This is a genomic window from Paenimyroides baculatum, from assembly GCF_008629655.1.
Lineage (GTDB): Bacteria > Bacteroidota > Bacteroidia > Flavobacteriales > Flavobacteriaceae > Flavobacterium > Flavobacterium baculatum.
The window spans coordinates 477,200-502,752 of record NZ_VWSG01000001.1; the positions used below are offsets into that span (position 1 = coordinate 477,200).

At 34.0% G+C, this 25,553-nt stretch carries 24 protein-coding genes; 14 read left to right on the forward strand and 10 right to left on the reverse strand.

Annotated features, from left to right (window positions below):
• Positions 1-62: 62 nt before the first annotated feature.
• On the reverse strand, positions 63-743 hold the full coding sequence (gene trmD, locus F0460_RS02305) for a tRNA (guanosine(37)-N1)-methyltransferase TrmD (protein ID WP_150009850.1): 681 nt from the start codon (positions 741-743) through the stop codon (positions 63-65).
• 73 nt (positions 744-816) lie between these two features.
• On the opposite strand from trmD, the gene F0460_RS02310 reads away from it, so the two are divergent.
• The 8 genes from F0460_RS02310 (at position 817) to F0460_RS02345 (ending at position 7,181) form a co-directional block, all read left to right on the forward strand.
• Positions 817-1,194: a hypothetical protein gene (locus F0460_RS02310; RefSeq protein WP_150009852.1), complete on the forward strand. Its 378-nt coding sequence runs from the start codon at positions 817-819 to the stop codon at positions 1,192-1,194.
• Between the two features lie 36 nt (positions 1,195-1,230).
• Positions 1,231-2,088: a helix-turn-helix domain-containing protein gene (locus tag F0460_RS02315; RefSeq protein ID WP_150009854.1), complete on the forward strand. Its 858-nt coding sequence runs from the start codon at positions 1,231-1,233 to the stop codon at positions 2,086-2,088.
• Positions 2,089-2,200: 112 nt separating this feature from the next.
• Positions 2,201-2,530, forward strand: a complete 330-nt coding sequence (locus tag F0460_RS02320; RefSeq protein ID WP_150009934.1) for a hypothetical protein — start codon at positions 2,201-2,203, stop codon at positions 2,528-2,530.
• Positions 2,531-2,647: 117 nt separating this feature from the next.
• A complete protein-coding gene (locus tag F0460_RS02325; protein WP_150009856.1) occupies positions 2,648-3,508 on the forward strand; it encodes an MbnP family protein in 861 nt (286 codons plus the stop codon).
• A 79-nt stretch (positions 3,509-3,587) separates the two neighbouring features.
• Positions 3,588-4,649, forward strand: a complete 1,062-nt coding sequence (locus F0460_RS02330) for a cytochrome-c peroxidase (protein ID WP_223810747.1) — start codon at positions 3,588-3,590, stop codon at positions 4,647-4,649.
• Positions 4,650-4,654: 5 nt separating this feature from the next.
• Positions 4,655-5,611, forward strand: a complete 957-nt coding sequence (locus tag F0460_RS02335) for a transporter family protein (protein WP_150009858.1) — start codon at positions 4,655-4,657, stop codon at positions 5,609-5,611.
• A 45-nt stretch (positions 5,612-5,656) separates the two neighbouring features.
• On the forward strand, positions 5,657-6,589 hold the full coding sequence (locus tag F0460_RS02340; protein ID WP_150009860.1) for a peptidylprolyl isomerase: 933 nt from the start codon (positions 5,657-5,659) through the stop codon (positions 6,587-6,589).
• A 46-nt stretch (positions 6,590-6,635) separates the two neighbouring features.
• The gene (locus tag F0460_RS02345) at positions 6,636-7,181 is read left to right on the forward strand and encodes a hypothetical protein (RefSeq protein ID WP_150009862.1); all 546 of its coding nucleotides are present in this window, start codon (positions 6,636-6,638) and stop codon (positions 7,179-7,181) included.
• Positions 7,182-7,183: 2 nt separating this feature from the next.
• On the opposite strand, the gene F0460_RS02350 is transcribed toward F0460_RS02345, so the two are convergent.
• From F0460_RS02350 to F0460_RS02370, 5 genes are all read right to left on the reverse strand, one after another.
• Complete coding sequence (locus tag F0460_RS02350) at positions 7,184-8,974, reverse strand: tetratricopeptide repeat protein (RefSeq protein ID WP_150009864.1); 1,791 nt, start codon at positions 8,972-8,974, stop codon at positions 7,184-7,186.
• A gap of 459 nt (positions 8,975-9,433) precedes the next feature.
• The gene (locus F0460_RS02355) at positions 9,434-10,978 is read right to left on the reverse strand and encodes an FMN-binding glutamate synthase family protein (protein ID WP_150009866.1); all 1,545 of its coding nucleotides are present in this window, start codon (positions 10,976-10,978) and stop codon (positions 9,434-9,436) included.
• A gap of 198 nt (positions 10,979-11,176) precedes the next feature.
• Entirely contained in the window at positions 11,177-11,734 is a 558-nt protein-coding gene (locus tag F0460_RS02360) for a thioredoxin family protein (RefSeq protein WP_150009868.1), read from the reverse strand.
• Between the two features lie 76 nt (positions 11,735-11,810).
• Positions 11,811-13,256, reverse strand: a complete 1,446-nt coding sequence (locus F0460_RS02365; RefSeq protein WP_150009870.1) for a glyceraldehyde-3-phosphate dehydrogenase — start codon at positions 13,254-13,256, stop codon at positions 11,811-11,813.
• 117 nt (positions 13,257-13,373) lie between these two features.
• The gene (locus tag F0460_RS02370; RefSeq protein WP_150009872.1) at positions 13,374-14,768 is read right to left on the reverse strand and encodes a trypsin-like peptidase domain-containing protein; all 1,395 of its coding nucleotides are present in this window, start codon (positions 14,766-14,768) and stop codon (positions 13,374-13,376) included.
• A gap of 119 nt (positions 14,769-14,887) precedes the next feature.
• Between F0460_RS02370 and dapF the strand changes: the two genes are divergently transcribed.
• Genes dapF through mltG form a run of 3 tightly spaced genes read left to right on the forward strand, consistent with a single transcriptional unit; the run spans position 14,888 to position 17,248 of the window.
• Complete coding sequence (gene dapF / locus F0460_RS02375) at positions 14,888-15,682, forward strand: diaminopimelate epimerase (protein ID WP_150009874.1); 795 nt, start codon at positions 14,888-14,890, stop codon at positions 15,680-15,682.
• A gap of 2 nt (positions 15,683-15,684) precedes the next feature.
• Positions 15,685-16,221, forward strand: a complete 537-nt coding sequence (locus F0460_RS02380) for a GNAT family N-acetyltransferase (RefSeq protein ID WP_150009876.1) — start codon at positions 15,685-15,687, stop codon at positions 16,219-16,221.
• Positions 16,211-17,248: an endolytic transglycosylase MltG gene (gene mltG, locus F0460_RS02385; protein WP_150009878.1), complete on the forward strand. Its 1,038-nt coding sequence runs from the start codon at positions 16,211-16,213 to the stop codon at positions 17,246-17,248. Before F0460_RS02380 ends, mltG begins: the two co-directional genes overlap by 11 nt.
• A gap of 29 nt (positions 17,249-17,277) precedes the next feature.
• Here the strand turns inward: mltG and F0460_RS02390 are convergent, their stop codons facing one another.
• The 4 genes from F0460_RS02390 to F0460_RS02405 are packed head-to-tail and all read right to left on the reverse strand — an operon-like array spanning position 17,278 to position 20,989.
• Complete coding sequence (locus F0460_RS02390; RefSeq protein ID WP_150009880.1) at positions 17,278-18,315, reverse strand: hemin-degrading factor; 1,038 nt, start codon at positions 18,313-18,315, stop codon at positions 17,278-17,280.
• A 12-nt stretch (positions 18,316-18,327) separates the two neighbouring features.
• The gene (locus F0460_RS02395; protein WP_150009882.1) at positions 18,328-19,101 is read right to left on the reverse strand and encodes a heme ABC transporter ATP-binding protein; all 774 of its coding nucleotides are present in this window, start codon (positions 19,099-19,101) and stop codon (positions 18,328-18,330) included.
• Positions 19,098-20,126, reverse strand: coding sequence for a FecCD family ABC transporter permease (locus F0460_RS02400; protein WP_150009884.1), 1,029 nt, complete (start codon positions 20,124-20,126; stop codon positions 19,098-19,100). Before F0460_RS02400 ends, F0460_RS02395 begins: the two co-directional genes overlap by 4 nt.
• A complete protein-coding gene (locus F0460_RS02405) occupies positions 20,126-20,989 on the reverse strand; it encodes a heme/hemin ABC transporter substrate-binding protein (RefSeq protein WP_150009886.1) in 864 nt (287 codons plus the stop codon). Before F0460_RS02405 ends, F0460_RS02400 begins: the two co-directional genes overlap by 1 nt.
• A 142-nt stretch (positions 20,990-21,131) precedes the next feature.
• Here F0460_RS02405 and F0460_RS02410 point away from each other — a divergent pair, with 142 nt between their 5' ends.
• From F0460_RS02410 to F0460_RS02420, 3 genes are all read left to right on the forward strand, one after another.
• A complete protein-coding gene (locus F0460_RS02410) occupies positions 21,132-23,285 on the forward strand; it encodes a TonB-dependent receptor plug domain-containing protein (protein ID WP_150009888.1) in 2,154 nt (717 codons plus the stop codon).
• 15 nt (positions 23,286-23,300) lie between these two features.
• Positions 23,301-24,701, forward strand: coding sequence for an HmuY family protein (locus F0460_RS02415; protein WP_150009890.1), 1,401 nt, complete (start codon positions 23,301-23,303; stop codon positions 24,699-24,701).
• Positions 24,702-24,869: 168 nt separating this feature from the next.
• Positions 24,870-25,526: a peptidoglycan-binding protein LysM gene (locus F0460_RS02420; protein WP_190304069.1), complete on the forward strand. Its 657-nt coding sequence runs from the start codon at positions 24,870-24,872 to the stop codon at positions 25,524-25,526.
• Positions 25,527-25,553: the final 27 nt, after the last annotated feature.

Genomic DNA, 25,553 nt, shown 5'->3' on the forward strand with positions numbered 1-25,553 from the left:
TTTTAAAAGTAAGTAAACATTTAAGAGGAATGTTACAAAAAGTGTCAACTTTAGCAATTAAATTATTCTCTATCCAACAAATCGGGTCGGCGGTTTTGTGTGTGTTCGTAGGCTTTTTCTTCGCGCCATTTTTCAATTTCAGGGAAATTCCCACTCAACAGAATATCAGGCACTTTCCATCCGTTGTATTCAGCCGGACGTGTATAAATTGGCGGAGCCAGTAAATTATCCTGAAAACTGTCGGTTAGGGCAGAAGTTTCGTTAGAAAGTACACCGGGAATCAACCTGATAATGGCATCGCATAAAACGGCAGCACCCAATTCACCGCCCGATAGAACATAATCGCCAATAGAAATTTCTCTTGTAATAAAATGATCGCGCACACGTTGGTCAACTCCTTTGTAATGTCCGCAAAGAATAATAATATTTTCAACCATAGACATGCTGTTAGCAATTTGCTGATTCAGCGTTTCGCCATCGGGTGTCATGTAAATGATTTCATCGTAAGTACGTTCGGCTTTCAGTTTGGTAATACATTTGTCAATCGGCTCAATACTCATAACCATTCCTGCACCGCCGCCAAATTGGTAATCGTCAACATTTTTATGCTTATTGGTACTGTAATCTCTTAAATTGTGAAAATGAACTTCCACCAAACCTTTCGCAATGGCTCTTTTTAAAATCGATGCTTCAAACGGACTTCTAATCAATTCGGGTAAAACAGTTATAATATCAATACGCATAAAAAAATATTTGCTGCAAAATTACACAACATTATTAATATGTTTTGTTTTTTAAAACAAGTATCTTTGCCTTGTGAAAAAAATCATTGTCATATTTGCACTTTTTATGTTGGTAAAACCAATAATTCCGCTGTTGGAATATGTGGTTTTTTACGATTACATTAAAAACGAACTTTGTGTAAATAAAAACAATAAGGCAATGCACTGCGATGGAAAATGTCATTTAAAGAAGGAATTGGCAAAGGCATCGGAAGGTTCTGAAAAGCAGGATAAAAATTCGAGTCGGAATTTTTCGGTGGAAAGCAATGTAGTTTTCTTTCAAGATTTTTTCAGTTTAAAATGGAATCTTTCCCCTAAAAAAAATAATCAAAACAGCAATTTTTACTACAGCAATTTATACTGCCATGCACTTTCTTTGGCGGTGTTTAAACCACCCGTTTATTTAGGTTAATATAGTTTTATCAGTATTAATCAATTTAAATAAAATATGCAAATAGGAAACTTACCTGTTTGTACTATTGACGTATTTGGTAATCACGCAAACGGTTTTTTTGCAGGCACTTTGCACGAAGTTGCCTCAAATTCTATTTTTCAAGAGTTTCACCAAAACAGCTTTTTTATGGTTTTAATCATAGAACATGCTGTGGGTACCCTTGTTTTAGATAACGAAACCAATGCAGCAGGCAGTTTGCAAATTGCCGTTATAAAACCCAATAGTATAAACAAACTACATTTTAATGCAGGTTACAAAGGAAAGGTGATCTGCTTTACCGAAGAATTTTTTTCGCTGCGATACAACGATAACATGTTAAACCAGTTTTCTGTTTTAGAAACTTCAGGCAGATCGGTTTTCTTGTTAAGTGAAGATAATTTCTGCTCGGTGCAGAATATATTAGCTTTTACACAAAGCGAATTTTCTAACCAGAAAACAGATGCCCAGAAAGCATTACGGTCATACCTCAACATCTTTTTAATTGAATTAGAGCGTAATTACAATCCGCTTAAAATTTCAAAATATCCTGGGTTTTCGAAAGAGAAAGCCCAAAAGTTTCAAAATTTGGTAAAGGTTGGTTACAAGCAGTTCAAATTACCGTCGTATTACGCAAATCAGCTGAATATAACCACAAACTATCTTAATAAAATAAGTAAGCAGTATTTTAGCGTTTCGTCTGGATTGTTGATAAGAAACCATTTGATTTTAGAATCAAAACGAATTTTACATTATACCAATCTTTCAATAGGCGAAGTGGCATTTGAACTGGGGTTTGAACATGTTTCGTATTTTGTTTCGTTCTTTAAAAAGCAAACAGGAAAAACGCCCGAACAGTTCCGTAAAAACACATGATGTTTTGTTTTTCAATCCAATCATGTACATAATCGTTCCTTAATTTGGTGAATTTTAAAAACACCCGCAATTTTACAGCGTGAAAGCAGCAACCATTATATTATCTTTATTTATGTTTTTTAAACCGATACTTCCTGCAGTGGAGTATGTGGTTTTGTACGACTATATAAAGAATGAGCTTTGCGTAAACAAAAGCAAACCCGAACTGGAATGTAACGGTAAATGCCATCTTAAAAAAGAGCTTGCAAAAGCAGCTGCGGGTAACGAAAAAGAAAAAGTACATACGTTTTCTGTTGAAAGTTCTGTGGCATTTTGTGAAGCTGTTTATACCGATTTTTGTTTCATTTTGATAGACGATTTTCCCTTACAAAAACTTTTTTCTTACAATACAATCTACAGGTTTTGCTTTTCGCAACTTCTGTTTCGTCCACCTGTTTCTTAATTACTTTTAAGTTATTACTCTTTAGTCAGTTTTTCCAGTATTTGGTTCTGCTGTCATAAAACGACTCTTTTTTTTCTACAGAAAGAGCCATTACTAATACCTAAAATTTAATTAAAAATGAAAAAAAATATACAAACATTCGCATGGTTATTCTCTGCGGGATCTTTATTCGTGGCTTGTAACAACGACGACAATTCTACTATAATTGAAGAAAATACGTTTGGTGCTGCCGAACTTTATTTTGATAATGGTGTTAACGGCGACAAACTTGTTTTGGGCAGTTCGTACAGCAATTCCAACAGTGAAACCCTAACAATTAACCGTTTTAACTACATTATAAGCAATATTGTGCTGATAAAGTCAGACGGAACCGAATATATTTATCCTAAAGCAAAAAGCTATTTTATTATTAGCGAAGAAGCCGATCTGCACACTGTTCAATTAGAAAATATTCCGGCAGGCGATTATGTTAAGGTACGATTTGGATTGGGTGTAGATCAGCAAAAATATCTGGAAGGCGAAACCGCACAACAGGAATTTTGGGATTATGCCGTGCAACACAACCTGACATGGACGTGGAGCACCGGATACCGTTTTATTAATTTCGAAGGAACTTTTAAACCGGCACACGCTGCCAAACACGAAGATCACGAAGAACCGGAAACGGGAACACCGGGATTATTCAATTTCCAGATTCATCAGGGTAGCAACACGTCAACCGATAATTACCGCGAAATTACGTTGAATTTACCTACAACAGCGCGTATCAGACAAACCGATAAACCAAGCATACATATAGTAGCCGATGCTAATAAAATTACCGATGGGCGAAATAAAATCCTTCTTCAAGATAATTTGAATGCTGCCGGTACAAACGCAAGCATTATGGGTGGAGAAAATCTTATTAAAATAGCCGAAAATACGCTGCAGATGTTCTTTGTAGATCATGTGCACAATGGTTCGGGTTCGCATCATTAAATCGTTAGTTAATTTACGTTTCTTCAGATATTTCGGGCAGATTTTTTTTGTCCGAAATACCTCTTTAATTTTTTATTTTATGAATTTTAAAAAGATAAAACGGATAGCAGGTTTAATGATGATTTTTGGATTGTTTTCTTGTACGTCAGATGATGTGTATGAAAGCATTCCGGCAGACAGCCTTTTTTCGTTAAAGATTCCATCTAATTTCCCGCAGATAGCGCAGAATATCGATACTAATTTTCCTACACAGAATGGTGTAGCATTGGGTAGAAAACTGTTTTACGACGGCAGACTGTCACGCGATAATTCTGTTTCATGTGCTTTTTGCCACGAACAACAAAGTGCTTTTACGCACCACGGACACGATTTAAGCCACGGAATTGATAATCTTACCGGCAAACGCAATGCACCTTCTGTTCAGAATATAATTTTTCAGAGCGAATATTTTTACGACGGAGCATCAAACAGCATTCAAATGTTGTCTATTGTTCCTATTCATAATCCGCTGGAAATGGACGAAAGTCTTCCAACAATTGTTGAAAAATTAAAACAAGACGCACAATATGTTCAACTGTTTAGAGCAGCTTTCAGCAATGGTGAAGTAAGCTCGTCAAACGTTTTAAATGCCTTGGCCCAGTTTATGACCATAATGATTTCTGCCGATTCTAAATACGATAAATACATTCGAAATGAAGCCGGAGGTAATTTCGATCAGCAAGAATTAAAAGGATTGGATCTGTTTAAAAACAATTGTGCTTCGTGTCACGCGACCGATCTTTTTACCGATAACAGTTTTAGAAACAACGGATTACCACCAAATTCAAAATTGAACGATTTGGGTAGGGAAGAGGTTACCGGTTTTCGTACAGATCGCTACAAATTCAAAGTGCCAAGCCTGCGAAATATAGAATTGACTGCTCCTTACATGCATGACGGTCGCTTTGGATCTTTACAATCGGTACTCAATTTTTATTCGAACGGAGTGCAACATACAGAAAATTTGGATCCGTTGTTGCAAAACAATTCCCACACAGGTATTCCGCTTACGCAGGAAGAAAAAGAAGCATTGATTGCTTTCTTAAAAACACTTACCGATTACGACTTTGTAAAAAATCCTTTGTTTTACCATAAAACCTAAATAAAATGAAAAAAATAATAATCCTTTTTTTACTAACGATACAATGTGCTCAGGCACAATTCAATGCATTATTACCTAATGATGAGGTTGATCTGCCAAACGAATATTCTTATTTTTTTGACGATTGCGATGCCTGCGGATGTTCGGCAAGCGGCGGTAGTATGGGGTTTAATTCCATGTTAAGCGAGCAGTTTTTGGGTGTCCGTTACATGTATCAGCATTACAAAAGCAAAGACGGTGTTTTTAACAATTCGCCTTGGATCGATGAAAATTTTAGTACTGCACAAATCTGGGGCAGAATTCCCGTAAACAAAAAAATAGAGGTAATGGTAATGGTTCCGTATCATTTTTTAAATCGGGAAAAAGCATCGGGAAATCAAACCTTAGATGGTATGGGCGATGTTACTGTTATGGCGTTTTACAACGTATTGCAAACAATGAACGATTCAGCTTCTTTTCAGCATAAAATTCTGATAGGTGCTGGAGTAAAGGCACCAACGGGAAAGTTCGATAATAAAAACAACGGCAGCGTTAATCCCAGTTTTCAGTTGGGAACCGGCAGTTGGGATTATAATGTTGCAGCCGAATACATTATTCGCAAAGATAAATGGGGTTTAAATTCTACATTGGGTTATATCGTAAAAACAGAAAACGATAAAAAATATCAATTTGGCAATCAGCTAAATTACGGTAGCACCATTTTTTACACAGCAGCGGTTAAAAATGTAAACATTGTGCCACAGTTGGGTGTTGCCGGCGAAACCTATCAACCAAATAAAGACTACAGTGAAGAAGTTCCTTACACAAAAGGCGATATTTTCTTTGGTAAAATAGGCGTAGAAATAGGTTATAAAAAGTTTTCTGCAGGTGTAAATGCCATGCTGCCTATTAATCAAAATTTAACCGGCGGACGTGTAGAAGCTGATTACCGTGTGGCTTTTAACATCAATTATATCCTTTAAACAGCATAAATTTATATCTTTGTAACTTATTTTTTTAAGATTATTATGGAAAACGGTATTTACGCAAAATTCTTTACGCCGAAAGGTGAAATAGTAGTAAAATTAACTCACGATAAAACTCCGGGTACAGTAGGAAACTTTGTTGCTTTAGCCGAAGGTGCTTTAGAAAACACTGCACGTACACTGGGAAAACCTTATTACGATGGTTTAACTTTTCACCGAGTTATAAATGATTTTATGATACAAGGTGGTGATCCAACAGGAACAGGTTCTGGCGGTCCGGGTTATAAGTTCGATGACGAGTTTCATCCGGAATTAAAACACGATACTCCTGGAATTCTTTCTATGGCAAACGCAGGTCCTGGCACAAATGGTTCGCAATTTTTCATTACACACATTGCAACACCTTGGTTAGATAATAACCATACGGTTTTTGGACATGTTGTTGAAGGACAAGATGTTGTTGATGCAGTCGAACCAGGCGATAAAATGGATAAAGTTGAAATTATCCGTGTGGGTGATGAAGCTGAAAAATGGAATGCAGTTGAAGCTTTCAGAACTTTTGAAGGATCTCGCACTAAAAGATTATCAGACGAAAAAGCAAAAGTAGACGCAGAATTAGATAAAATTGCAGCGGGTTTTCAAAAAACCGATAGCGGTTTACGTTACCAATACATTCAAAAAGGATCAGGTAAACAAGCAACAAAAGGTAGTAAAGTGGCGGTTCATTACAAAGGACAGTTAACTAACGGACAAGTTTTTGATGATTCTTACAAGCGCAAACAACCAATTGAATTTAATGTAGGTGTTGGTCAGGTTATCGAAGGCTGGGACGAAGGAATTATGTTGTTAAATGTTGGCGATAAAGCCCGTTTTGTAATTCCATCGCATTTGGGTTACGGATCGCGCGGTGCAGGTGGAGCAATTCCACCAAATGCAACATTAATTTTTGATGTAGAACTTGTAGACGTTAAATAATATTGAAAATGCCTCTTATTTTAAGAGGTATTTTTATTTTTGTGCTATGAAGAAATTGTACACGATTATTTCGTTATTAACTGTAACTGCCGCAAGTGCACAAATTGGTGATGCCATTCATTGTGGTTACGATTTTACAAGTTATATTGTTGTTAAACCTCACGAATACGGTAAAACCCAAACCATAAACGGTTTAAAAATGACGGTTTGTGATGAAAATGGAAACGAAGTAATAAATAAAGATTTTAAGTTAAGTTGGAAAAACAATAATCAGCCTTTGAATTTTGTTCGAAACTATAAAATTGATTCAAAAAATAAGAAAATTGAAGGCTTTAACGAAGGAAAATGGTTTTACTATTTTGCAGATGATCATTATCTGGTAACGGTTGCGAATACCTTTAATGCCGACGATTATTATTTAAAGATCGAAGATATAGATGGCGAAGAAAACGGCGGACATTTTAAAACTTTTATGATGCAGTTGGCGCCATATAATATGTATATTCTTTGTACTTCTGAAGAAAAGCAGAAAGCCATGCAGTTTGGTCGCCGCATGAATAAACCTATCGACATAGTTTTAGAAAAGAAATAATCTTAAACAGAAATTTCTTCTTTCTTATGATCTAAATTTACTTGTTGTAGATAAAAAGATGGTGACATGCCGGTACTTTTCATAAACGCGCTTGAAAAACTACGTGCGCTTGAAAAACCTAACAGCTCTGCAATGGCTTGTATTTTATATTTAGTCCATTTTTTGTCAGTATCAACCTTATCTAAAAAGTAGGTGATACGCAAGCTGTTTAAATAATCAATAAAAGATTTTTCTTTATAAGAATTTATAAATTGCGATAAATAAGTACGATTGGTGTTCCATTGATTAGCCAAATCATTTAGATTTATATCTTTATTTAAGAACAAATGATTCTTTTCAAAAGTATTTAAATGTGATATTAATTCCTTTAAAATTTTATCATCTACAATTGGTGTGTCTTTTACATCGTTTATAACAGGTAAAATGTATTTTCCCCACTCATCAATATTAATAGCCAACGGATTTATAGAATTTGAAACAATCGGGTAGCTTTCATCGGCATTTTCTTGAATAGGCAATGGCTCGCGTTGTTTTAAAAGATCATTATAATTTTTTAAGAATTCTTTCCTTTTTCTATAGTTGTGAACCGTAATTAAAAGCAAGGTAATTACTATGGTAATTCCTGCAAAAATTAAGATGTTCGTTAATGTGTTTTGCTTATTTAAATTGTTTTCCAGATATTTTTTATCGGCTATTAAAGTTTTAATATCAAAATTACTGTGTAAAGTTCCTATCAGCGATTTATATTCAGTTTGTAATAACTTCATTACTTTTAATAACTGGTTGGTGTAATACAGTTCTTCTTCGGTGTTTTTTTGCTCGCGATAATAAGAGATTAAATAAGTATAAGCATCTTTTATTTCCGGATTACTATAATTGTGTTTGTTGAAAATGTCATTGGTCTTTTTGAAATATACCATTGCATTTTCTTTCTGATTTAAATGTAGATAATTTAAACCGAGATAAAAATAAGCAGTTGCTTCATTCGCAAAATCATCGTTTTCTGCAATTACGGCTAAGTTGTTTTTAAGTAGTTCGATGCTTTCATTATAGTTTTTTTCCTGATAGAGATTTAAAGCTTGAACATAGTAGAGGTATGGGTCTTTATAATATAAATCATCGGGCTCTAATTGGTTTGTGTTACTTAATCCAATATTTATTAAAGCATTACTTTCTTTGTATCTGTTAAGATAATACAAGGCAAAAGCTTCGCGATAGATTGAATTAATATAACCTTGAGTGTAACTATATTGAACAGGTTTTTCAAAAAATATTCGGGCTTTATTAAAATATTGATAGCTTTTCTCATATTCCTGAACATGAAAATAAACCAATCCTATACCGTATATATCCTTATAATATACGTAAGGCTCTTTTTCTTTATCTAATGCGTTTAATGCTTTTAATTCGTAATTAAGCGAATTAATATAATCTTTCTCAAAATAGTAAGCTGTAGCCTTGCTCTGTAAAGCTCTTATATAATAATCTTTAGGCAAAACTTTTGCAAGAAGTAATAAAGTATCGGTGTATGTGTGAAATTCGTAAGGATTATTTGTTATACCAGACGTTTTATCATATGCCTCAAATAAATGTACATTGTTTTTTTGTTCTTTAGCTTTATTAAGATATAATTTTAAAAACAGTTTGTACTTACTTTCACCGGTAATATTATTATTTAATGAATCATTAAGTTGTTCAAAAGTAAAGTCATCTTCATTATAATTGAATGAAGTTTGAGCATTTGCTTTTACAAAAACAGCAAAGAGAAGTATTGAAAGATATATTTTTAACATTTTTACTTATAGTAACACTGCAATTTACAATTTTCTATTTATTTGGTTTAAAAATAATTGTATTTGATAATCAGTGTTTTATGTTTGTTTTAACTGCTGATTGATCAATCTGCACAACTACATTTTGCGTAGCTAATTAGTTAGGTTTAGATTTGAACCAGATAAACAAATTTAAGCACCTTATTTTTTAATTGATTTGTTGAAAAATATTTAGAAATGTTTATCAATTTCAAATTGAATCAATTATTGGGTTTTAATATCACTTTAATATACAAGCCTTACAAAAATATTTTTATTAACACCTATGTAACCTTCATCACGTATGCAATAAAAAGCATGCGTGATTTTTTTAGAGCCGATTTAATAAATGAGTATAGAGAAACAAATAAATGTAGCAAACGTTGTTAAATTTCATTTCAAGCAATAAAAAAGGAAGACTAAATCAGTCTTCCTTTTTTGTTAGTTAACCTTTGCAGGAACATCTTTAAAATAGACTTCTGCAAACGACATGTTTTTACCATGCTCTATTCGTTTATGGAAAACTTCAGGACTCACTTCGTTTGGTTTAGAGAAACCACAAGCCCCAATAAATTCACCAAAAGCTTTCATTGTATTTTTATGGAACGTTGCTACACGTACCGATTTATCGGTAATATCCATACCTTCATAAAGTAACGGATCTTGCGTTGCAATACCAACAGGGCAGTGTCCACTGTCACATTGTAATGCTTGTATACATCCTAAAGCAAACATCATTCCACGTGCGCTGTAACAAGCATCGGCACCCAATGCCATGTTTTTAGCTAAATCAAAAGCAGAGATCACTTTTCCAGCAGCAAGAAGTTTTATATTTTCACGAATACCGTGTTCTTTTAGCGTATTATTTGCAAATACCAAAGCATCTGATAATGCCATACCCATATAGTCAATAAACTCTAAAGGCGCTGCACCTGTACCACCTTCGGCACCGTCAATCGTTATAAAATCAGGATAAATACCCGAGTTTTTAAATGCTTTAATTATATCGATAAATTCATCTTTTCTACCAATACAAATTTTAAAACCTACCGGTTTACCACCACTTAAATTACGTAGTTTACCAATAAACTGTGCCAATTCGTTTGCGTTGCTAAATGCAGAATGCGATGATGGCGAGTGAACGGTTGTAAACGGTTTTATATTACGTATTTTTGAAACTTCCAACGTGTTTTTTTCTGCCGGCAATAATCCACCGTGACCAGGTTTTGCACCTTGAGATAGTTTTAATTCGATCATTTTTACATCAGGATATTGTGATCTTTCTTCAAACAAAACATCGCTAAAAAATCCTTGGTCATCTCTACATCCAAAATATCCGGTACCAATCTGCCAGATTAAATCTCCGCCAGATCTGTGGTAAGGCGAAATTCCACCTTCACCAGTATTATGAGCAAATCCACCTAACTTTGCACCTTTGTTCAAAGAAATGATGGCTTTTTTACTTAAAGCACCATAACTCATAGCACTAATGTTGTAAATACTTGCGCTGTATGGTTGTGAGCATTGTTCGTTACCAATTAATGTACGGAAGTTAAAATCGGAAATTATTTTTGGATAAACCGAGTGTGAAGCCCATTCGTAACCAATACGGTTTGGATCATCTTGCATACCAAAAGAAACAGTTTGTTTCTCGTTTTTAGCACGTTGGTAAACAATAGAACGCTCACGACGGTTAAAGGGTTTACCATCTAATTCGCCTTCCCAGAAATACTGACGCAATTCCGGACGAATTTCTTCTAAAATGTATCGTAAACGCCCAATAATAGGGTAGTTTTTACGAATGGTATGTTTTGTTTGAAAAGCATCTTTAAATGCCAGATAAAATAATATTACAGGAAGTATAAGAGTTAAGAAGCTCCAATCTCTTAAAAAAACTAAATAGAATGCTACAATTAAATAGGTGATTATAAAAGCCCAGATAACTTGTCTAATTACAAAACGATTTAAAAATTTTTGGTGTAACATAGGTTTTTAAATGCAAAAATTGTTGTTGTTTATTAAATTGTTTCTTTAACTATTGTTTCTAGTCAGATATTTTATTAAAAGATAATTTTAAACCGCATTGAATCAGGTAATTTGGTTTTTATTTAATAAATATCTTTCTTTTTTATCAGATTAAGAAAAATAGTGTTCGCAAAGGTAATAAACATTTTGATTTTAAAACTAATTTTTCCACTTAATATTGCACCCGATACTCGGTTTTTGCAAAGGATTAACACTACGATTGTATAATAAAGAATCGATTGCGCCGCGTAAATCATTTCCGTTGGTTGGAATACCATTTTTAGGACGCGAATCATCTAATTGACCGCGATAAACCAGTTTGTTTTGGGCATTGAACAAATAAAAATCAGGCGTACAGGCAGCATCGTAATTTTTGGCAGTTTCTTGTGATTCATCGTACAGATACGGAAAACTGAATTTATTATCGAACGCAAATTCGGTCATTTTATCAGGTGCGTCTTCCGGATAATTTATCGCATCGTTGCTTGATATCGATACAAAACCAATTCCTTGAACGCGGTAATCATTTGCGACACGGATAATTTCTTCAATAACGTGCAGTACAAAAGGGCAGTGGTTACAAATAAACATGACAACAGTTCCGTGATTTCCTTTAACATCATTAAACGATTTCCATTCGTTACTGTTGGTATCGGGCAGAAAAAAATCGGGTGCTGTTGTGTCAAGTGCTAACATATTTGATGGTGTACGAGCCATTTTGTTGAGTTTTATGCTAATATAAAATAAAAAAAGCCAACTAAAAAGTTGGCTTTCAAAATATGTTGTGTATCTACTAATAGTAAATGTATCTGCGTACTTTAGCAATGTGTTTTGCTAAACGAATTACTTGGTGGCTGTAACCGTATTCGTTATCATACCAAATGTATAATACAATGTTTTTACCATCTGCAGAAACAATTGTTGCGTTTGAATCGTAGATTGCCGGAGCAGATGTTCCAACGATATCCGAAGAAACCAATTCGTTGTTTAACGAATATTTAATTTGCTCTACCAATTCGCCTTCTAAAGCGTATTGTTTCATTATTCTGTTTAAATCTTCAACCGAAGTTTGTTTTCCAACTTCTAAATTTAATACAACTAATGAGCCGTTTGGAACAGGAACACGAATAGCATTAGATGTTAATTTACCTGCTAAACTTGGTAACGCTTTTGCAACTGCAGAACCAGCACCAGTTTCGGTAATTACCATGTTTAAAGCTGCTGCTCTACCACGGCGGTATTTTTTGTGCATGTTATCAACCAAATTCTGGTCGTTTGTATATGCGTGAATTGTTTCTAAATGTCCTTTTACAACACCTAATTCTTCTTCAATAACAGCTAAAACAGGCGTAATAGCGTTTGTTGTACATGATGCTGCTGACCAGATCGGAGTTTCATCAATATTGTAATTGTCATGGTTTACACCGTAAACAACATTTGGTACACCTTTGCCTGGCGCAGTTAATAAAACTTTAGTTGCACCTTTTGATTTTAAGTGACGAGATAAAGCTGCTTCGTCTTTAAAAACACCTGTGTTATCAATAACCAAAGCATCATTAATTCCGTATTGTGTATAGTCTATATCTTCTGGTTGAGCTGCAGAAATCATACGAACAGCAGAACCGTTAATGATTAAAGATTCGTTTTCTACATCAATTCCAACCGATCCTTCAAAATCACCGTGAATTGAATCTAAACGTAATAAAGAAGCACGTTTTTCTAACGATAATTCATCGTTTTTATCACGTGTAACAATTGCTTTTAAACGTAATTGTTGTCCTTTACCAATTTTAGCCATTAATTCGCGCGCTAATAAACGACCAATACGACCAAATCCGTATAAAATAACATCTTTTGGTTGTACGCCTTTATTATCTTTAGCGTCTTTTAATTTATCAACAACAAAAGATAAAGAATCGTTGTATTTGTTGTCTTCTAAATGGAATTCATACGTTAATTTACCAATATCGATACGTGCCGGTGGTAAATCTGCAGTTAAAATAGCACGAGCAATTTCAACCGTGTCAAAAATATTGATTGGTTTTTCAACAAATTTTGCAGCGTATTCGTGTAAATTAATAATGTCGCTCACGCTACGGTCAATCAACTGGTTTCTAAATAAAACCAATTCAATCGATTTATCGTACCATAAATCATTAACGATTTTAATAAACTCTACGCAAGCTTTTCTTCTGTCTGCTTGGAAAGCCAATTCTTTTTCGTATAAACTATTTTCCATTTGGGGTATAAATTGTGTTGTAATTTAAAAAGTTGTACAAAAATATTAAAATTTATGATATACAAGCACATATAATTAAAAAAGTAGATTTTAATTAAAATCTACTTTTTCGTTGGTTTATAAAATTAGTCGCAATCGTTCACCTTTTGGCGTAATTAAATCAATACGAAGCTGTTGCTGGTTTAGTTTTGATAAAATTTCGTTCGCATGTTCGGTATTTTGAATTTTAGATCCGTTCACTGCCAATATTATGGCGTTCTTCAATTCGCCTTCGTAAGGTTTATAACGTTCGTTAGAAATTCCGTTAATCTTAACACCATAATTTATACCTAACGCTTTTTGTTCTGTTGATGATAAATTTTCAATTTCAAAACCGTTAAACTGAATTTCGGCAATTTCCTTTTTACTTAAAGTAACCAGAAATTCTTTGTCCTGATTATTTCGTTTTAATGAAACCTTCACTTCATCGTTTGGACGTTTGGTTGCAATGATACTGTTTAAATCTAAAAACGAATTAATTCCTTTATTGTCGATCTTATAAATAATATCTCCCTTTTTAAGTCCAGCATGTTCGGCACCTGAATTTTTTGTAACGCTTTCTACATAAAATCCTTGTTTAAAATTCAGTTTGTTTTCGGCAGCAACCTGACTGTTTATTTCGTAACCCTGAACACCCAAAATTCCCTGCTGAACTTTTCCGTATTCCATTAAATCGTTCACAATTTTTCGAGTCATGTTTGAAGGAATAGCAAACGAATATCCCACATAAGATCCCGTTGCAGATGATATCATGGTATTGATACCGATTAAATCTCCATTTCCGTTAACCAATGCACCGCCTGAATTTCCCGGGTTTACAGCAGCATCGGTCTGAATAAAGGATTGAATTCCGTTTTCTGATAAATTCCGAGCTTTGGCAGATACAATTCCGGCTGTAACCGTTGATGTTAAATTGTACGGATTTCCAACTGCCAAAACCCAATCGCCCACACTAATAGCATCCGAATCGGCAAAAGAAGCAAAAGGCAGTTTTTCATGGGTGTCAATTTTTAACAACGCAATATCCATTTTAGAATCAGTTCCGATCAACTTGGCTTTAAACGTACGGTTGTCGTTCAATGTAATTTCCAGTTCGTTGGCATTCTGAATCACGTGATTGTTGGTTACAATGTATCCGTCTTCAGAAATAATCACACCCGAACCTGTACCAACTTGTGCGTAGGTTTTATTGCCGCCTTGATATCCGTAAAAATATTCCATTATAGGGTTTCGCGGCGCATTTCTAAAAGATACATTTTTAACGTGCACAACGGCATGTATGGTTTTTTCGGCTGCGAGTTTAAAATTTGGTGCTTCAAAAGCAGTATTTGCAACATTTCTAAATGGTGCAGTTGTTGTTATTGTGTTAGAATTGTTTAAGAAAGAATCATGCTCAAAAAACAATTTGTACGATCCCAAAGTTACAACACCACTTAACAACGATGTTGCTAAAATAGTTCCTATATTTTTCATGTTTAAATAGAATGTTTGTTTATTTAACATTAAAATTAAAAGATGTTTAAATAACAAAAAAGTAGTTTAACGCATGTTAACACAACTTAACGAAGCTTTAATAATTGTATATTTGTAGTATGAAAAACGTAACTTTTTTTAAATATCAGGGAACAGGAAACGATTTTGTAATGATTGATAATCGCACGGAGTTTTTCCCGAAGAGAAATGTAGAATTGATTGAAAAATTATGCAACCGAAGATTTGGAATTGGTGGCGACGGATTGATTTTATTGGAAAATGATCCAACTGCCGATTTTAAAATGGTGTATTATAATGCCGATGGTAACGAAAGTACCATGTGTGGCAATGGCGGACGCTGTATTGTTTCGTTTGCTCATTTTTTAGAAATTTTTTCAAAGGATACCACTTTTAATGCGATTGACGGTCTGCATCATGCCACAATTAATGAAGAAGGAATTGTAGCATTACAGATGATCGATGTGGCAAAAGATACCATAAAAAAGGATACGGATTTCACGTTTTTGTTTACAGGATCGCCGCATCACGTTGCAATGGTAAGCGATATTACGAATTATAATGTTTTTGAAAAAGGAAAGAACATTCGTTACAGCGATGAGTATAAACCGAGTGGAACAAATGTGAATTTTGTTGAACAATTATCAAACGATTCTTTTAAAATTAGGACTTACGAACGCGGAGTGGAAAATGAAACTTTGTCTTGCGGAACCGGAGCAACAGCCGTAGCAATTACCATGAATAATTTAGGTAAAACTGTTGCAAACAAAATAAGTATTCAGGTTGAAGGTGGTGATGTGCAGGTGTCTTTCGATCAAAACGAAGAAAAATATTACAACGTAATGTTAACCGGTGCTGCCAAACAGGTTTTTAAAGGAGAAATTTCTATTGAGTAAATATGTTTTTAAAAGGAAATCAAGTTTATTTGCGCGCTTTGGAACCCGAAGATTTATCGTTTCTGTACGAAATTGAAAACGATGAAACCTTGTGGGAAGTCAGTAATACGCAAACACCTTATTCAAAATGGTTGTTGAAAAATTATCTAGAAAACAGTCATCAGGATATTTACGAAGCCAAACAACTTCGATTGGCAATTGTAGAAAAATCATCGGAAAATTTAATCGGATTAATTGATCTTTATGATTTCGATCCTAAAAACAGTAGGGTAGGTTTGGGCATCGTTGTTAAAAATCCTTCCGAAAGAAATAAAGGTTTTGGCAGCGAATCGGTAAAACTGCTTTTGGGTTATGCGTTTCAGGTTTTAAACGTGCATCAAATATTTGTTAATGTTGCCGAAACAAATAGTGCTAGTATCAAGCTTTTTTCTAATTTTGGATTTCAAAAAATCGGAGTCAAAAAGCAATGGAACAAAATAGGTTCTGTATATGTTGATGAAATCCTGTATCAATTAATAAATCCTTTAAATGAAAATTAATAAATTAGTAAGCTATGTTTCTGTTGCTTTAATATTCATAGCATTAATATTTGGTTATACCCTTTACCGCAAGGCTTTTACGGCGAATACCAATTTTTCTGAAAAAAGTGTATACATTCTTGTTCCAACCAATGCAACGCATGCGCAGGTACAGGATTCGTTGAAAAAATATGTGAAAAATTATGAGTCGTTAGAAAATCTGTTTTCTAAATTGGGCGAATCGGCTACGGTTGAACCAGGAAGATATCTTATTGAAAACGGTTATAGTAATTACCGCATCATAAAATCGTTACGTCATAATGTGCCGGTTAAGCTTACGTTTAATAATCAGGAAACACTGCAAAAATTGTTAGAACGTATTTCTTCACAAGTAGAACCAGATATTGCCGATTTGTATCAGTCATTTACCGAACCTGCTTTTTTACAGGAAATGGGTATGACAAAAGACAATATTTTGGCTATGTGTATGCCAAATACGTATGAGGTTTATTGGAACAGCTCGCCTTTAAAAATTAGAAATTTACTGCAAAAATCTTATCAGAGGTTTTGGAACGATGAACGCAAAGCAAAAGCAAAAACATTGAATTTATCTCCGGTTGAAGTTTCGTCATTGGCAGCAATTGTTCAAAAGGAAACAGCAAAAGTAGACGAGCGTCCGCGAGTTGCCGGAGCTTATTTAAACAGATTGAACAGAGATATGCTTTTACAGGCAGATCCAACGGTTGTGTTTGCAAAGAAAGCCTTAAGCAACGATTTTGAACAAGTTATAAAACGCGTTTATTTGAAAGATTTGGTTTTAGATCATCCGTTCAATACCTATAAATACAAAGGTGTTCCAAAAGGATTAATTGCAATGCCCGATGAAAGCTCGATTGATGCCGTACTAAATGCAGAAAAGCACAACTATATTTATTTTTGCGCAAGTGTAGAACGTATGGGGTATCACGAATTTGCAAGCACTATTGAAGAACACGCTACAAACCGAGATAAATATACTGCTTGGTTAACAAAGAATAATATAAAATAAAAAGAGAGGCTTTCAAAGCCTCTCTTTTATTAATTCAATTTTTCAACTGTTTCTCTCCAGATATCTAATTCAGGAATTCCCGGTTTACGTTTTCCAAAGAACTGAACAATAATGTCGCCCATTTCATTAAAAACTTCAATTGCAGTAACTACACCATCTTCTGTTGGTTTGCGAACAACCCAGGTTTGTGCAATTTTACTCATATCTAAATGCAGGTTAAAATCAGGATCCATGATGTTGTACCATTCTTGGTGCCACATAGTTTTGCGTACGCGACCTGTATGTATCTGAATATTTCCTTTATTGCCAACAAAAACCATAATTGGTGTTTTTTCTTTAGCAACTTCTTCTAACATGGTAACAATGCCATCTTTAGAAATTTGTTTTGCATGAAAATCAGACGGAGCCAAACGTAAAGCCTGCGTACGGCTAACACCAAATTTACGCAACATCATAAAAAAGTCGTGCGTATCTTTTAGTTCTAACCAAGCTTGTTTAAATCCTTCCACATCGATTTCGTTATCTGGTTTTTCGTCTAAATTTAATTCGTAAGCTTCCGATGTTTCAAACGGTTGCTGATCTTCGCTTTTGTATTTTTCAACCAAAGCTTCAAAAGCTTCCACATTACTATCGGCAGTTAAAAATATTTTGTGGATTGCTTCGCCATCTTTTCCAAAAAACTGAATGCTTCTTGATGTTCCGCGAGCGTTTTCTTCAATAACAGAAAAAACTTTTTTCCAGTGTGATAAAAAGATTCTTAAATCGATATCTTCATTTACGAACAAACCTGCATGTGGATTAGAAAAATCTGCATTTGCATAAATTCCTTTACGCTCGTGCACACATTCTTCGTTACGCGTTAAAGCCATAACTTTGCCTAACGATTCTATTTCGGCAAGCATTTCTTTAAATTCCGGACGTAAACGGGTAACGTTGCTGCCAATGTTTGTTGCCAATAATTCCATTTCGCTAACACCTAATTTTTGTGCGGCGTTGCGTATTCTTAAATGAGGTTGCTCTTGTTTAAGCGCGTCCCATTGGGTTTTTAAACTTTCAGTTGTATTCATTGTTGATTAGATTTATCCGAATAATATAATTGGTTGTTGGTTTTCGGGATGAGGTGTAATGATGCAGGGATACTGATACACGCGCGAAATGCGTTCTTGCGTAAGTACTTTTTTAGGCTCATCGAACATTTCAATAGAACTTTTGTTCATTAAAATTAATCGGTCTGCAAATTGCGAGGCAATGTTTAAATCGTGCAAAACAACCAATGCCGAATTGTTCTGATTTGTAAATTCTTTAATTAAATGAAGCGTTTTAAACTGATGCGCTACATCAAGATTATTCAAAGGTTCATCTAACAAAAGCAGTTTATTTTCGATGTTATTTTCAAGCTGGGCAAAAACACGAGCTAAATGCAAACGCTGTTTTTCACCGCCCGAAAGTTGTTCGTATTCGCGATCTGTTAAATGACTGGTTTCGGTCTTTGCCATCCACTTTTCTACAATCTCCAAATCACTTAAATCGGCTTCAGTTTTAAAATAAGGATAACGCCCCATTAAAACGATTTCCTCGTTTTTTAAGTTGATTTCGTTTGACTGATGTTGAGAGAATTTGGCTCTGTGTAACGGAATTTCGCTTCGTTTATAACTTTTAACATCTTTATCTTTAAATAAAAAATGTTTGGTTTTATATTGAATTTCGTTGGCAACACAGCTTAAGAATGTCGATTTTCCGGCGCCGTTTGGACCTACAATAGCAATTAATTCTCCTTTGTTTATCTCTAAATTAATGTATTTTAAAAGAAATCGATCTTTAACTTGAAAGCTTAAATCGTGAATTTTTATCATTTTAATTTTCTTTTATAATTAATTAAGATCGAAATAAATACAGGCGCACCCATAATTGCAGTTAAAATACCAATTGGCAGTTCGGCAGGAACCACAATAGTTCTACTAATGGTATCGGCAATTAACATAACAACCGCACCTAAAAGCATTGATAAAGGTAGTAAAATATTGTAATTAGAGTTAAAAACAAATCTTAAAATATAAGGAACTACCAATCCAACAAACCCAATTGTTCCGTTGAAAGCCACCACGCAACCTACCATTAATGATACAATAATAATGATTTCGCGTTTGGTTTTTTCGATATCGAATCCTAAATGAGCAGCTTCTTTTTCGCCTAACATTAATGCATTTAAAATTTTACCTTTTGATAATAAACGAATGCTACCTATTAATACTACAATGAAAACCAGACATACTTTCCACCAGTTTGATCCGGCTAAACTTCCTAACGACCAAAAAGTGATGTTTCTTAATTCTTCTTCGGTAGAAATGTAAGTTAAGAAACCTGTTACAGCACCTGTCAATGCTGTAATAGCAACGCCCGACAACAACAAAATTAGAATGTGTGTTTTACCGTTTGATGTTGCCATTTTATAAACAAACCACATGGTTAGCAATGCACCGATAAATGCCATAATGCTTAATAAAACGTAACGGAAAAATGCCGGAAGCAAGTGCATTACAGCAGATCCGAACACGATTGTTAAAGCTGCAAACAATACTGCACCCGAAGTGATTCCTATTAAATCGGGCGATGCCAATGGGTTTTTAAACAATCCTTGTAAACTTGTTCCGCTAATTGCTAAAGCTGCACCTGTTAATATTGCCATTAATATTCGCGGAATACGCAATTCTATCAATACAAAAGAATCGGCTGTATGTGTGTTTGTATTAAAATAGGTGCTTACAATTTCAAACACCGAATGGTTGAAATCATAAGCACCTAGATATAATGCCGTTACTAAAGCAACAAGTAATACAATAAAGAACGAGACTTTGTAAACAGCAACTTTTTTCTTCATTATTGCAATTTATTATGTAATTCTACAACAGCGTCGCCTACACGCGGACCAAAACCAGAAAGGTACTGACCGTCCATTGTAACAACTTTTTTGTTTTTACCTGCATTTGTTGTAGCAATACCTTCAATTTTTAATAAACCGTCAACACCACCTAAACTTTGTAAACCTTTATCGAACATTAAAATAACGTCTGGGTTTGTAGTTAATAAAGCTTCTGGAGTTAATGGTTTAAAATCTGTTAAAGCAGCAGCTGCATTTTCTGCACCGGCTAATTCAATCATGCTGTGTAAAGGAGTTCCAGAACCAGCAACCATTAAGTTACCTGCACCACGAGCATAAATAAACAACACTTTAGGTTTTTTGTCAAATGCTTTAACGGTAGCCATTTTGTTAGAAATATTATCTAAAAGTGGCTGATAATTATCTTTTTTAAGTTTTGTAGCAACTTCTGTAATTAATTTTTTACTTCCGTCTATGCTGTATTCCTGATCGATCAATACTAAAGGAATATTTGCTTTTTTCAATTGTTCGTTTAAATTTGGGTTCACATCTTTAGTTGTTCCAAAAACCACACTTGGCTGTAATGCCAAAATACTTTCTGCAGTAATAGAACGTACGTGACCTAAATCGGTAGCTTTTAAATCGGCAGGATATGTAGAAGTAACATCTCTACCAACAATATTTCCCGCAACATCTAAAGAAGCTAAAGTTTCAGTTACTGCTCCGTTTAACGAAACAATACGATCTGTTTTAATTTCCGTTGCAACAGTATCAGTTTCTGTAGTTGTTGTTTTGTTTTCTTCTTTTTTATTGCAGCTTGCAACAACGATTGCTAAAGCAAGTACCGTGAAAAATTTCTTCATAAATAGGGTTTAATAAAAGGTTTAACTTATTATTTACGGTGCAAAAATAGCGGTTTTTTTTTAAAAAAGAATATTTTATTTAGAACAAATAAAAATAACTTAATATATTTGCATCGTGATTTAAACAGAATAAATAAAAATAATGAGAATTAAATCTTTAATTTTTTCCTTGTGTTGTGCGAACGGATTTGTAATGAATGCACAGGTTGATTCATTAGAACAAAGTATTGACGATACAAGACTTGAAGAATTAGTCATTACAGGGCAATTTGAACCACAATCTATAAAGAAATCGGTACATAATGTAAGAGTTATTTCTGATGCGGATATTAAGAATTTAGCAGCAAATAATTTAACCGATGTACTTAATCAGTATTTAAATATAAGTGTAAGTTCAAACGAACAGTCGGGCAAATCTTCGGCTTCTCTTTTTGGTTTAGATTCACAATATTTTAAAGTTCTTATTGATAATATTCCCGTTGTAAGTGATACCGGTTTGGGAACAAATGTAGATTTAACACAGATAAATTTAGATAATGTTGAGCGTATTGAAATTATAGAAGGCTCAATGGGAGTAACTCACGGAGCGAATGCTGTAAGTGGTATTTTAAACATCATTACAAAAAAAAGCTCTAAGTACGATTGGGAATTATCTGCAAGCGTACAAGAAGAAACATTAGGTAAAGAATTTTCTTTTTTTGATAAAGGCCGTCATATTCAAAGCTTTAAAGCATCTCACAATTTATCTGAAAACTGGTATGCTTCTGTTGGTGTAAATCGTAATGATAAAAGAGGTTTTTTTGATGATAGAAAAGGTATTGATCACCCAGTAAACAATGATGGTAGAGGATTTAGACAGTTGCCTAAAGAACAATTAACCACGAATACTACTATAGGATATCAAAAAGACGAAACAAGAATTTTTTATAAGTTTGATTATTTAAACGAAACAGTTACTTTTTATAATCCAGTTGTAGTTCCTATTGTTAATTATCCGTTCCCCGAAACCTATTTTTCTCACGATAAAAGATTCTTAACGAACAGATATTTTCATCATTTGAATTATTACGGTAAGCTTTTTAACGATTTAATCTTTAATGTGTCTTTGTCTCATCAAAAGCAACAACGCGATGAAGAATTTTTCCAATATCATTTTGCCGAAAAAGAAGAGAGAGCAAATGACAGAAATGTTTATCATTCTAAAGAAGTTTTTTACTCAACAGGTACTGTTACAAATATTACCAAAAGCAAAAAAGTTGATTTACAGTTAGGATATGAATTTGTAAATGAAAACAGTTTTGCAAATGCAAGCACCGGCGTATTCTTAGATAACGTAAGTCAAGCAAACGGCATACGTAAACGATTAGAAAATTATGATGTATATGCTATTGCAGAGCTAAACTTTACAGATCGTTTTTCTTTGCGTCCGGGTTTCAGATATTCGTTTCAATCTAAATTCGATGATCAGTATTCTTACTCTATAGGCTCTAGATATTTATTTGATAAAGGAGTAGAAGCACGTTTATCTGCCGGATACGCTTACCGTACACCGAATTTTGATGAGTTGTACACCTATATGGTAGATTCAAATCATAATATTCAGGGAAATCAAGATTTAGTTACCGAAAAAAGTAACTATATAGAAGCAAATGTTAAAAAGAACACGTCTTTTAAATCGGGATTAACAATGTATAATTCTGTAAGTTCTGGGTTAATGTTTGTTGATGATAGAATTAGCACAGTGTTAATAAGTCAAGAACCTACACTTTCTTACAAGTATATAAATATTGATACTTATAAGATGTGGAATATAGCATCAGAAAACCGTTTTGGTTATAAAAACTGGAATTTTTCTGCGGGTTTATCTTTAATAGGTGTGTCACAGCAACTTAGTAATAATGTTTCTGGATCTACGTCAGATGATCGATTTCTATACACATTTAACATTAATACAGCTTTAAGTTATCAGTTGCCAGAATACCAAACACAGTTTACAGTATATTTTAAGCATAACGGAAAAACGCAGGAATTTGCTGATATTTCTTCTCCTGGAGAATCAAACTTTGTTCTATCAGAATTGGAATCGTATAACTGGATTGATGCTTCTGTGAGAAAAACTTTTTTTAATGGGAAATTCGAAACAATGATCGGCGCACGTAATCTTTTAAATGTAGTAACTCTTCAACGTTCAACTACATCAAGCATAGGAGGTGGAGCGCATTCAGCATCAGGCACTACTTTGTTAGGTGTAGGTAGATCATATTTCGTAAAACTTACGTACAATCTTAATTTTTAAATATATAATTATATCATGAAGAAGTATTTATTATTTTTTTCGTTTTTGCTTTTAGCACTTTACTCTTGTAAAGATGATAACGGAGTAGATTCAGGACCAGCTGCAGTAAGTTTTGCTGTTCCGTCTGCAAATCTAACCGAAGAAGTAACAGATGTTGTTATTTCTTTCTCACAAACTACATCAGCTGCAGGTACTATTACACTTGGCGTAGCAGAAACAGAAGCTGAGTATGGTGTTGATTACACAACTAGTCCAGCAGGATCTGCATCGCAATTAACAGTTCCGTTTGAAGCTGGTGTATCAAAAGTTGTTTTCAAATTCAATAAATTAGTTCCTGCTGTTGAAGGAGAGGTTAAAAATGTAAAGTATACCATTAATGCAATCTCTACTAATTATGAGATTAAAGGAAATACTACAACCGTTTTAAACTTTAACGAAACAGCTCTTACAGGTAAATCATTAGCACCGCAAGTTGGCGGACCATCACAAGCTAATCAGGTTTATATCGATTTAAGCAGTGGTGCAATGACAACTGTGCCTCGTATTTCTTGGGATTTAGGATTTTACTCTGGTAACGAATTTAGAGTTATCTTAAACAATTCTGTAAAAATGTCTGCAAAATCTTTAAATAGTACAAACCTTGCAACAGTTGTAACAGAAGATAATACAATGTTAATCTCTCAAGGTTCAGGTAGTGTTGATCAAATTGATAATCCAACAGGTGTTATTACAGGAACGGCAATTGCAGAAGTATCGGCAAATGATGCTGAAAACTCTGTTTACTTAATTAATTTAGGAAGCAACCCAAGCTCAACAGTTCCACCATTAGGTTCTCCGGCAGCTGATAGCGGATCTCACAGAGGTTGGAAAAAAGTTAGAATTTTAAGAAGTGCTAACGGTTACAAATTTCAATACGCGGATTTAAATGCTACAACATTTAATGAAGTTATAATTGATAAAAATGCTGCTTTTAACTTTAATTTCTTCAGCTTCACTGCTAACGCAGCAGTAAATGTGGAACCACAGAAAGAAAAATGGGATCTTAATTTTACTACTTTTACAAATATTTTCGGAGGTAATACTCCATATTTCTTCCCTGATTTTGTAGTAAATAACAGTAGAGGTGGAGCATTAGCTTACAGTGTTTCTACAGCTGATTTTTCTTTCGATAGTTTTACAATGGCTAATGTTGATCAATCTAAATTTATTAACGATCAAAGAGGTATTGGTTCATCTTGGAGAGGAACAAGTGCTCCGGGACCTGATGGAAATCCAATGTCACAATTCGTTCTTAAAACCGATGTTTTTTATGTATTGAAAGATCCAGCAGGAAACATCTACAAAATTAAAATGACAGGTGGTGCTTTGCCTAATTTAGAAAGAGGTCACCCAACTTTTGTTTACTCTTTACTATAAGATAAATCAACATATTTTTGAAAGGCTCGCATATTGTGCGAGCCTTTGCTTTTGGAGCTAATTGTTAACAAAATCCTATAAAATCATTGTAAATCAGTGGTTTATAATTTTATTTGTATCTTTGCAAAGGAAATTCAAATAGTGACAGTGTTTGAGAAATGATATTGAATGATAAAAAAATGTTCTTATTTTATTGTAACTGCCAGTGCAATTGCTTTAATAACTATGGCTTTTAAAGGCGTTGAAAAAACTTTAATAACTAACCATTATTATAAGATTAGTGAACCTTTAGCGTATAACGTTTCAACACATGAAAGTACTTTGAGTGATATTAATGAAAAATTGAATAATGCAGATTTTTCAATTGAAACTAAAAACACTTTTATAGATTTTAAAGAAGCATTAGCGGTTAAAGAATCGGATGGTGATTATAAAACGGTGAATTCGTACGGATATATGGGAAAATACCAATTTGGTAAAGGTACCTTAAAGTATATCGGTTTAAAGAATACACAAGATTTTTTGAACAATCCGGCGTTACAAGAAAAAGCGTTTGTGGCTTATGTACAAAAAAATAAATGGATTTTACGAAGAGAAATTCAAAAGTACGCAGGTAAAACAATACGCGGAATTTTAATTACAGAATCCGGAATTCTAGCAGCAGCACATTTGGGCGGTGCAGGTTCGGTTCAAGATTTTTTAAGGTCTAATGGTAATGTTTCGTTTGTAGATGGCTATGGAACTGATATTAAAACCTATTTAAAAGCATTTGCAAATTACGATTTAACAACAATTAAAGCAGAAAAGAATCCAAAAATAGCATGAAATTAGATTTTGTTTTTGCCCAATAAA

Bases quoted from the DNA above. Each gene is read 5' to 3' on its own strand.
- F0460_RS02370 (WP_150009872.1), bottom strand. From the start codon at position 14,768: ATGAAAAATATAGGAACTATTTTAGCAACATCGTTGTTAAGTGGTGTT.
- F0460_RS02355 (WP_150009866.1), bottom strand. From the start codon at position 10,978: ATGTTACACCAAAAATTTTTAAATCGTTTTGTAATTAGACAAGTTATC.
- F0460_RS02340 (WP_150009860.1), top strand. From the start codon at position 5,657: ATGGAAAACGGTATTTACGCAAAATTCTTTACGCCGAAAGGTGAAATA.
- F0460_RS02420 (WP_190304069.1), top strand. From the start codon at position 24,870: ATGATAAAAAAATGTTCTTATTTTATTGTAACTGCCAGTGCAATTGCT.
- F0460_RS02345 (WP_150009862.1), top strand. From the start codon at position 6,636: ATGAAGAAATTGTACACGATTATTTCGTTATTAACTGTAACTGCCGCA.
- F0460_RS02395 (WP_150009882.1), bottom strand. From the start codon at position 19,101: ATGATAAAAATTCACGATTTAAGCTTTCAAGTTAAAGATCGATTTCTT.
- F0460_RS02415 (WP_150009890.1), top strand. From the start codon at position 23,301: ATGAAGAAGTATTTATTATTTTTTTCGTTTTTGCTTTTAGCACTTTAC.
- F0460_RS02320 (WP_150009934.1), top strand. From the start codon at position 2,201: ATGTTTTTTAAACCGATACTTCCTGCAGTGGAGTATGTGGTTTTGTAC.
- F0460_RS02390 (WP_150009880.1), bottom strand. From the start codon at position 18,315: ATGAATACAACTGAAAGTTTAAAAACCCAATGGGACGCGCTTAAACAA.
- dapF (WP_150009874.1), top strand. From the start codon at position 14,888: ATGAAAAACGTAACTTTTTTTAAATATCAGGGAACAGGAAACGATTTT.
- F0460_RS02360 (WP_150009868.1), bottom strand. From the start codon at position 11,734: ATGGCTCGTACACCATCAAATATGTTAGCACTTGACACAACAGCACCC.
- mltG (WP_150009878.1), top strand. From the start codon at position 16,211: ATGAAAATTAATAAATTAGTAAGCTATGTTTCTGTTGCTTTAATATTC.
- F0460_RS02405 (WP_150009886.1), bottom strand. From the start codon at position 20,989: ATGAAGAAATTTTTCACGGTACTTGCTTTAGCAATCGTTGTTGCAAGC.
- F0460_RS02315 (WP_150009854.1), top strand. From the start codon at position 1,231: ATGCAAATAGGAAACTTACCTGTTTGTACTATTGACGTATTTGGTAAT.
- F0460_RS02410 (WP_150009888.1), top strand. From the start codon at position 21,132: ATGAGAATTAAATCTTTAATTTTTTCCTTGTGTTGTGCGAACGGATTT.
- F0460_RS02400 (WP_150009884.1), bottom strand. From the start codon at position 20,126: ATGAAGAAAAAAGTTGCTGTTTACAAAGTCTCGTTCTTTATTGTATTA.
- F0460_RS02335 (WP_150009858.1), top strand. From the start codon at position 4,655: ATGAAAAAAATAATAATCCTTTTTTTACTAACGATACAATGTGCTCAG.
- F0460_RS02380 (WP_150009876.1), top strand. From the start codon at position 15,685: ATGTTTTTAAAAGGAAATCAAGTTTATTTGCGCGCTTTGGAACCCGAA.
- F0460_RS02365 (WP_150009870.1), bottom strand. From the start codon at position 13,256: ATGGAAAATAGTTTATACGAAAAAGAATTGGCTTTCCAAGCAGACAGA.
- F0460_RS02350 (WP_150009864.1), bottom strand. From the start codon at position 8,974: ATGTTAAAAATATATCTTTCAATACTTCTCTTTGCTGTTTTTGTAAAA.
- F0460_RS02325 (WP_150009856.1), top strand. From the start codon at position 2,648: ATGAAAAAAAATATACAAACATTCGCATGGTTATTCTCTGCGGGATCT.
- trmD (WP_150009850.1), bottom strand. From the start codon at position 743: ATGCGTATTGATATTATAACTGTTTTACCCGAATTGATTAGAAGTCCG.
- F0460_RS02330 (WP_223810747.1), top strand. From the start codon at position 3,588: ATGAATTTTAAAAAGATAAAACGGATAGCAGGTTTAATGATGATTTTT.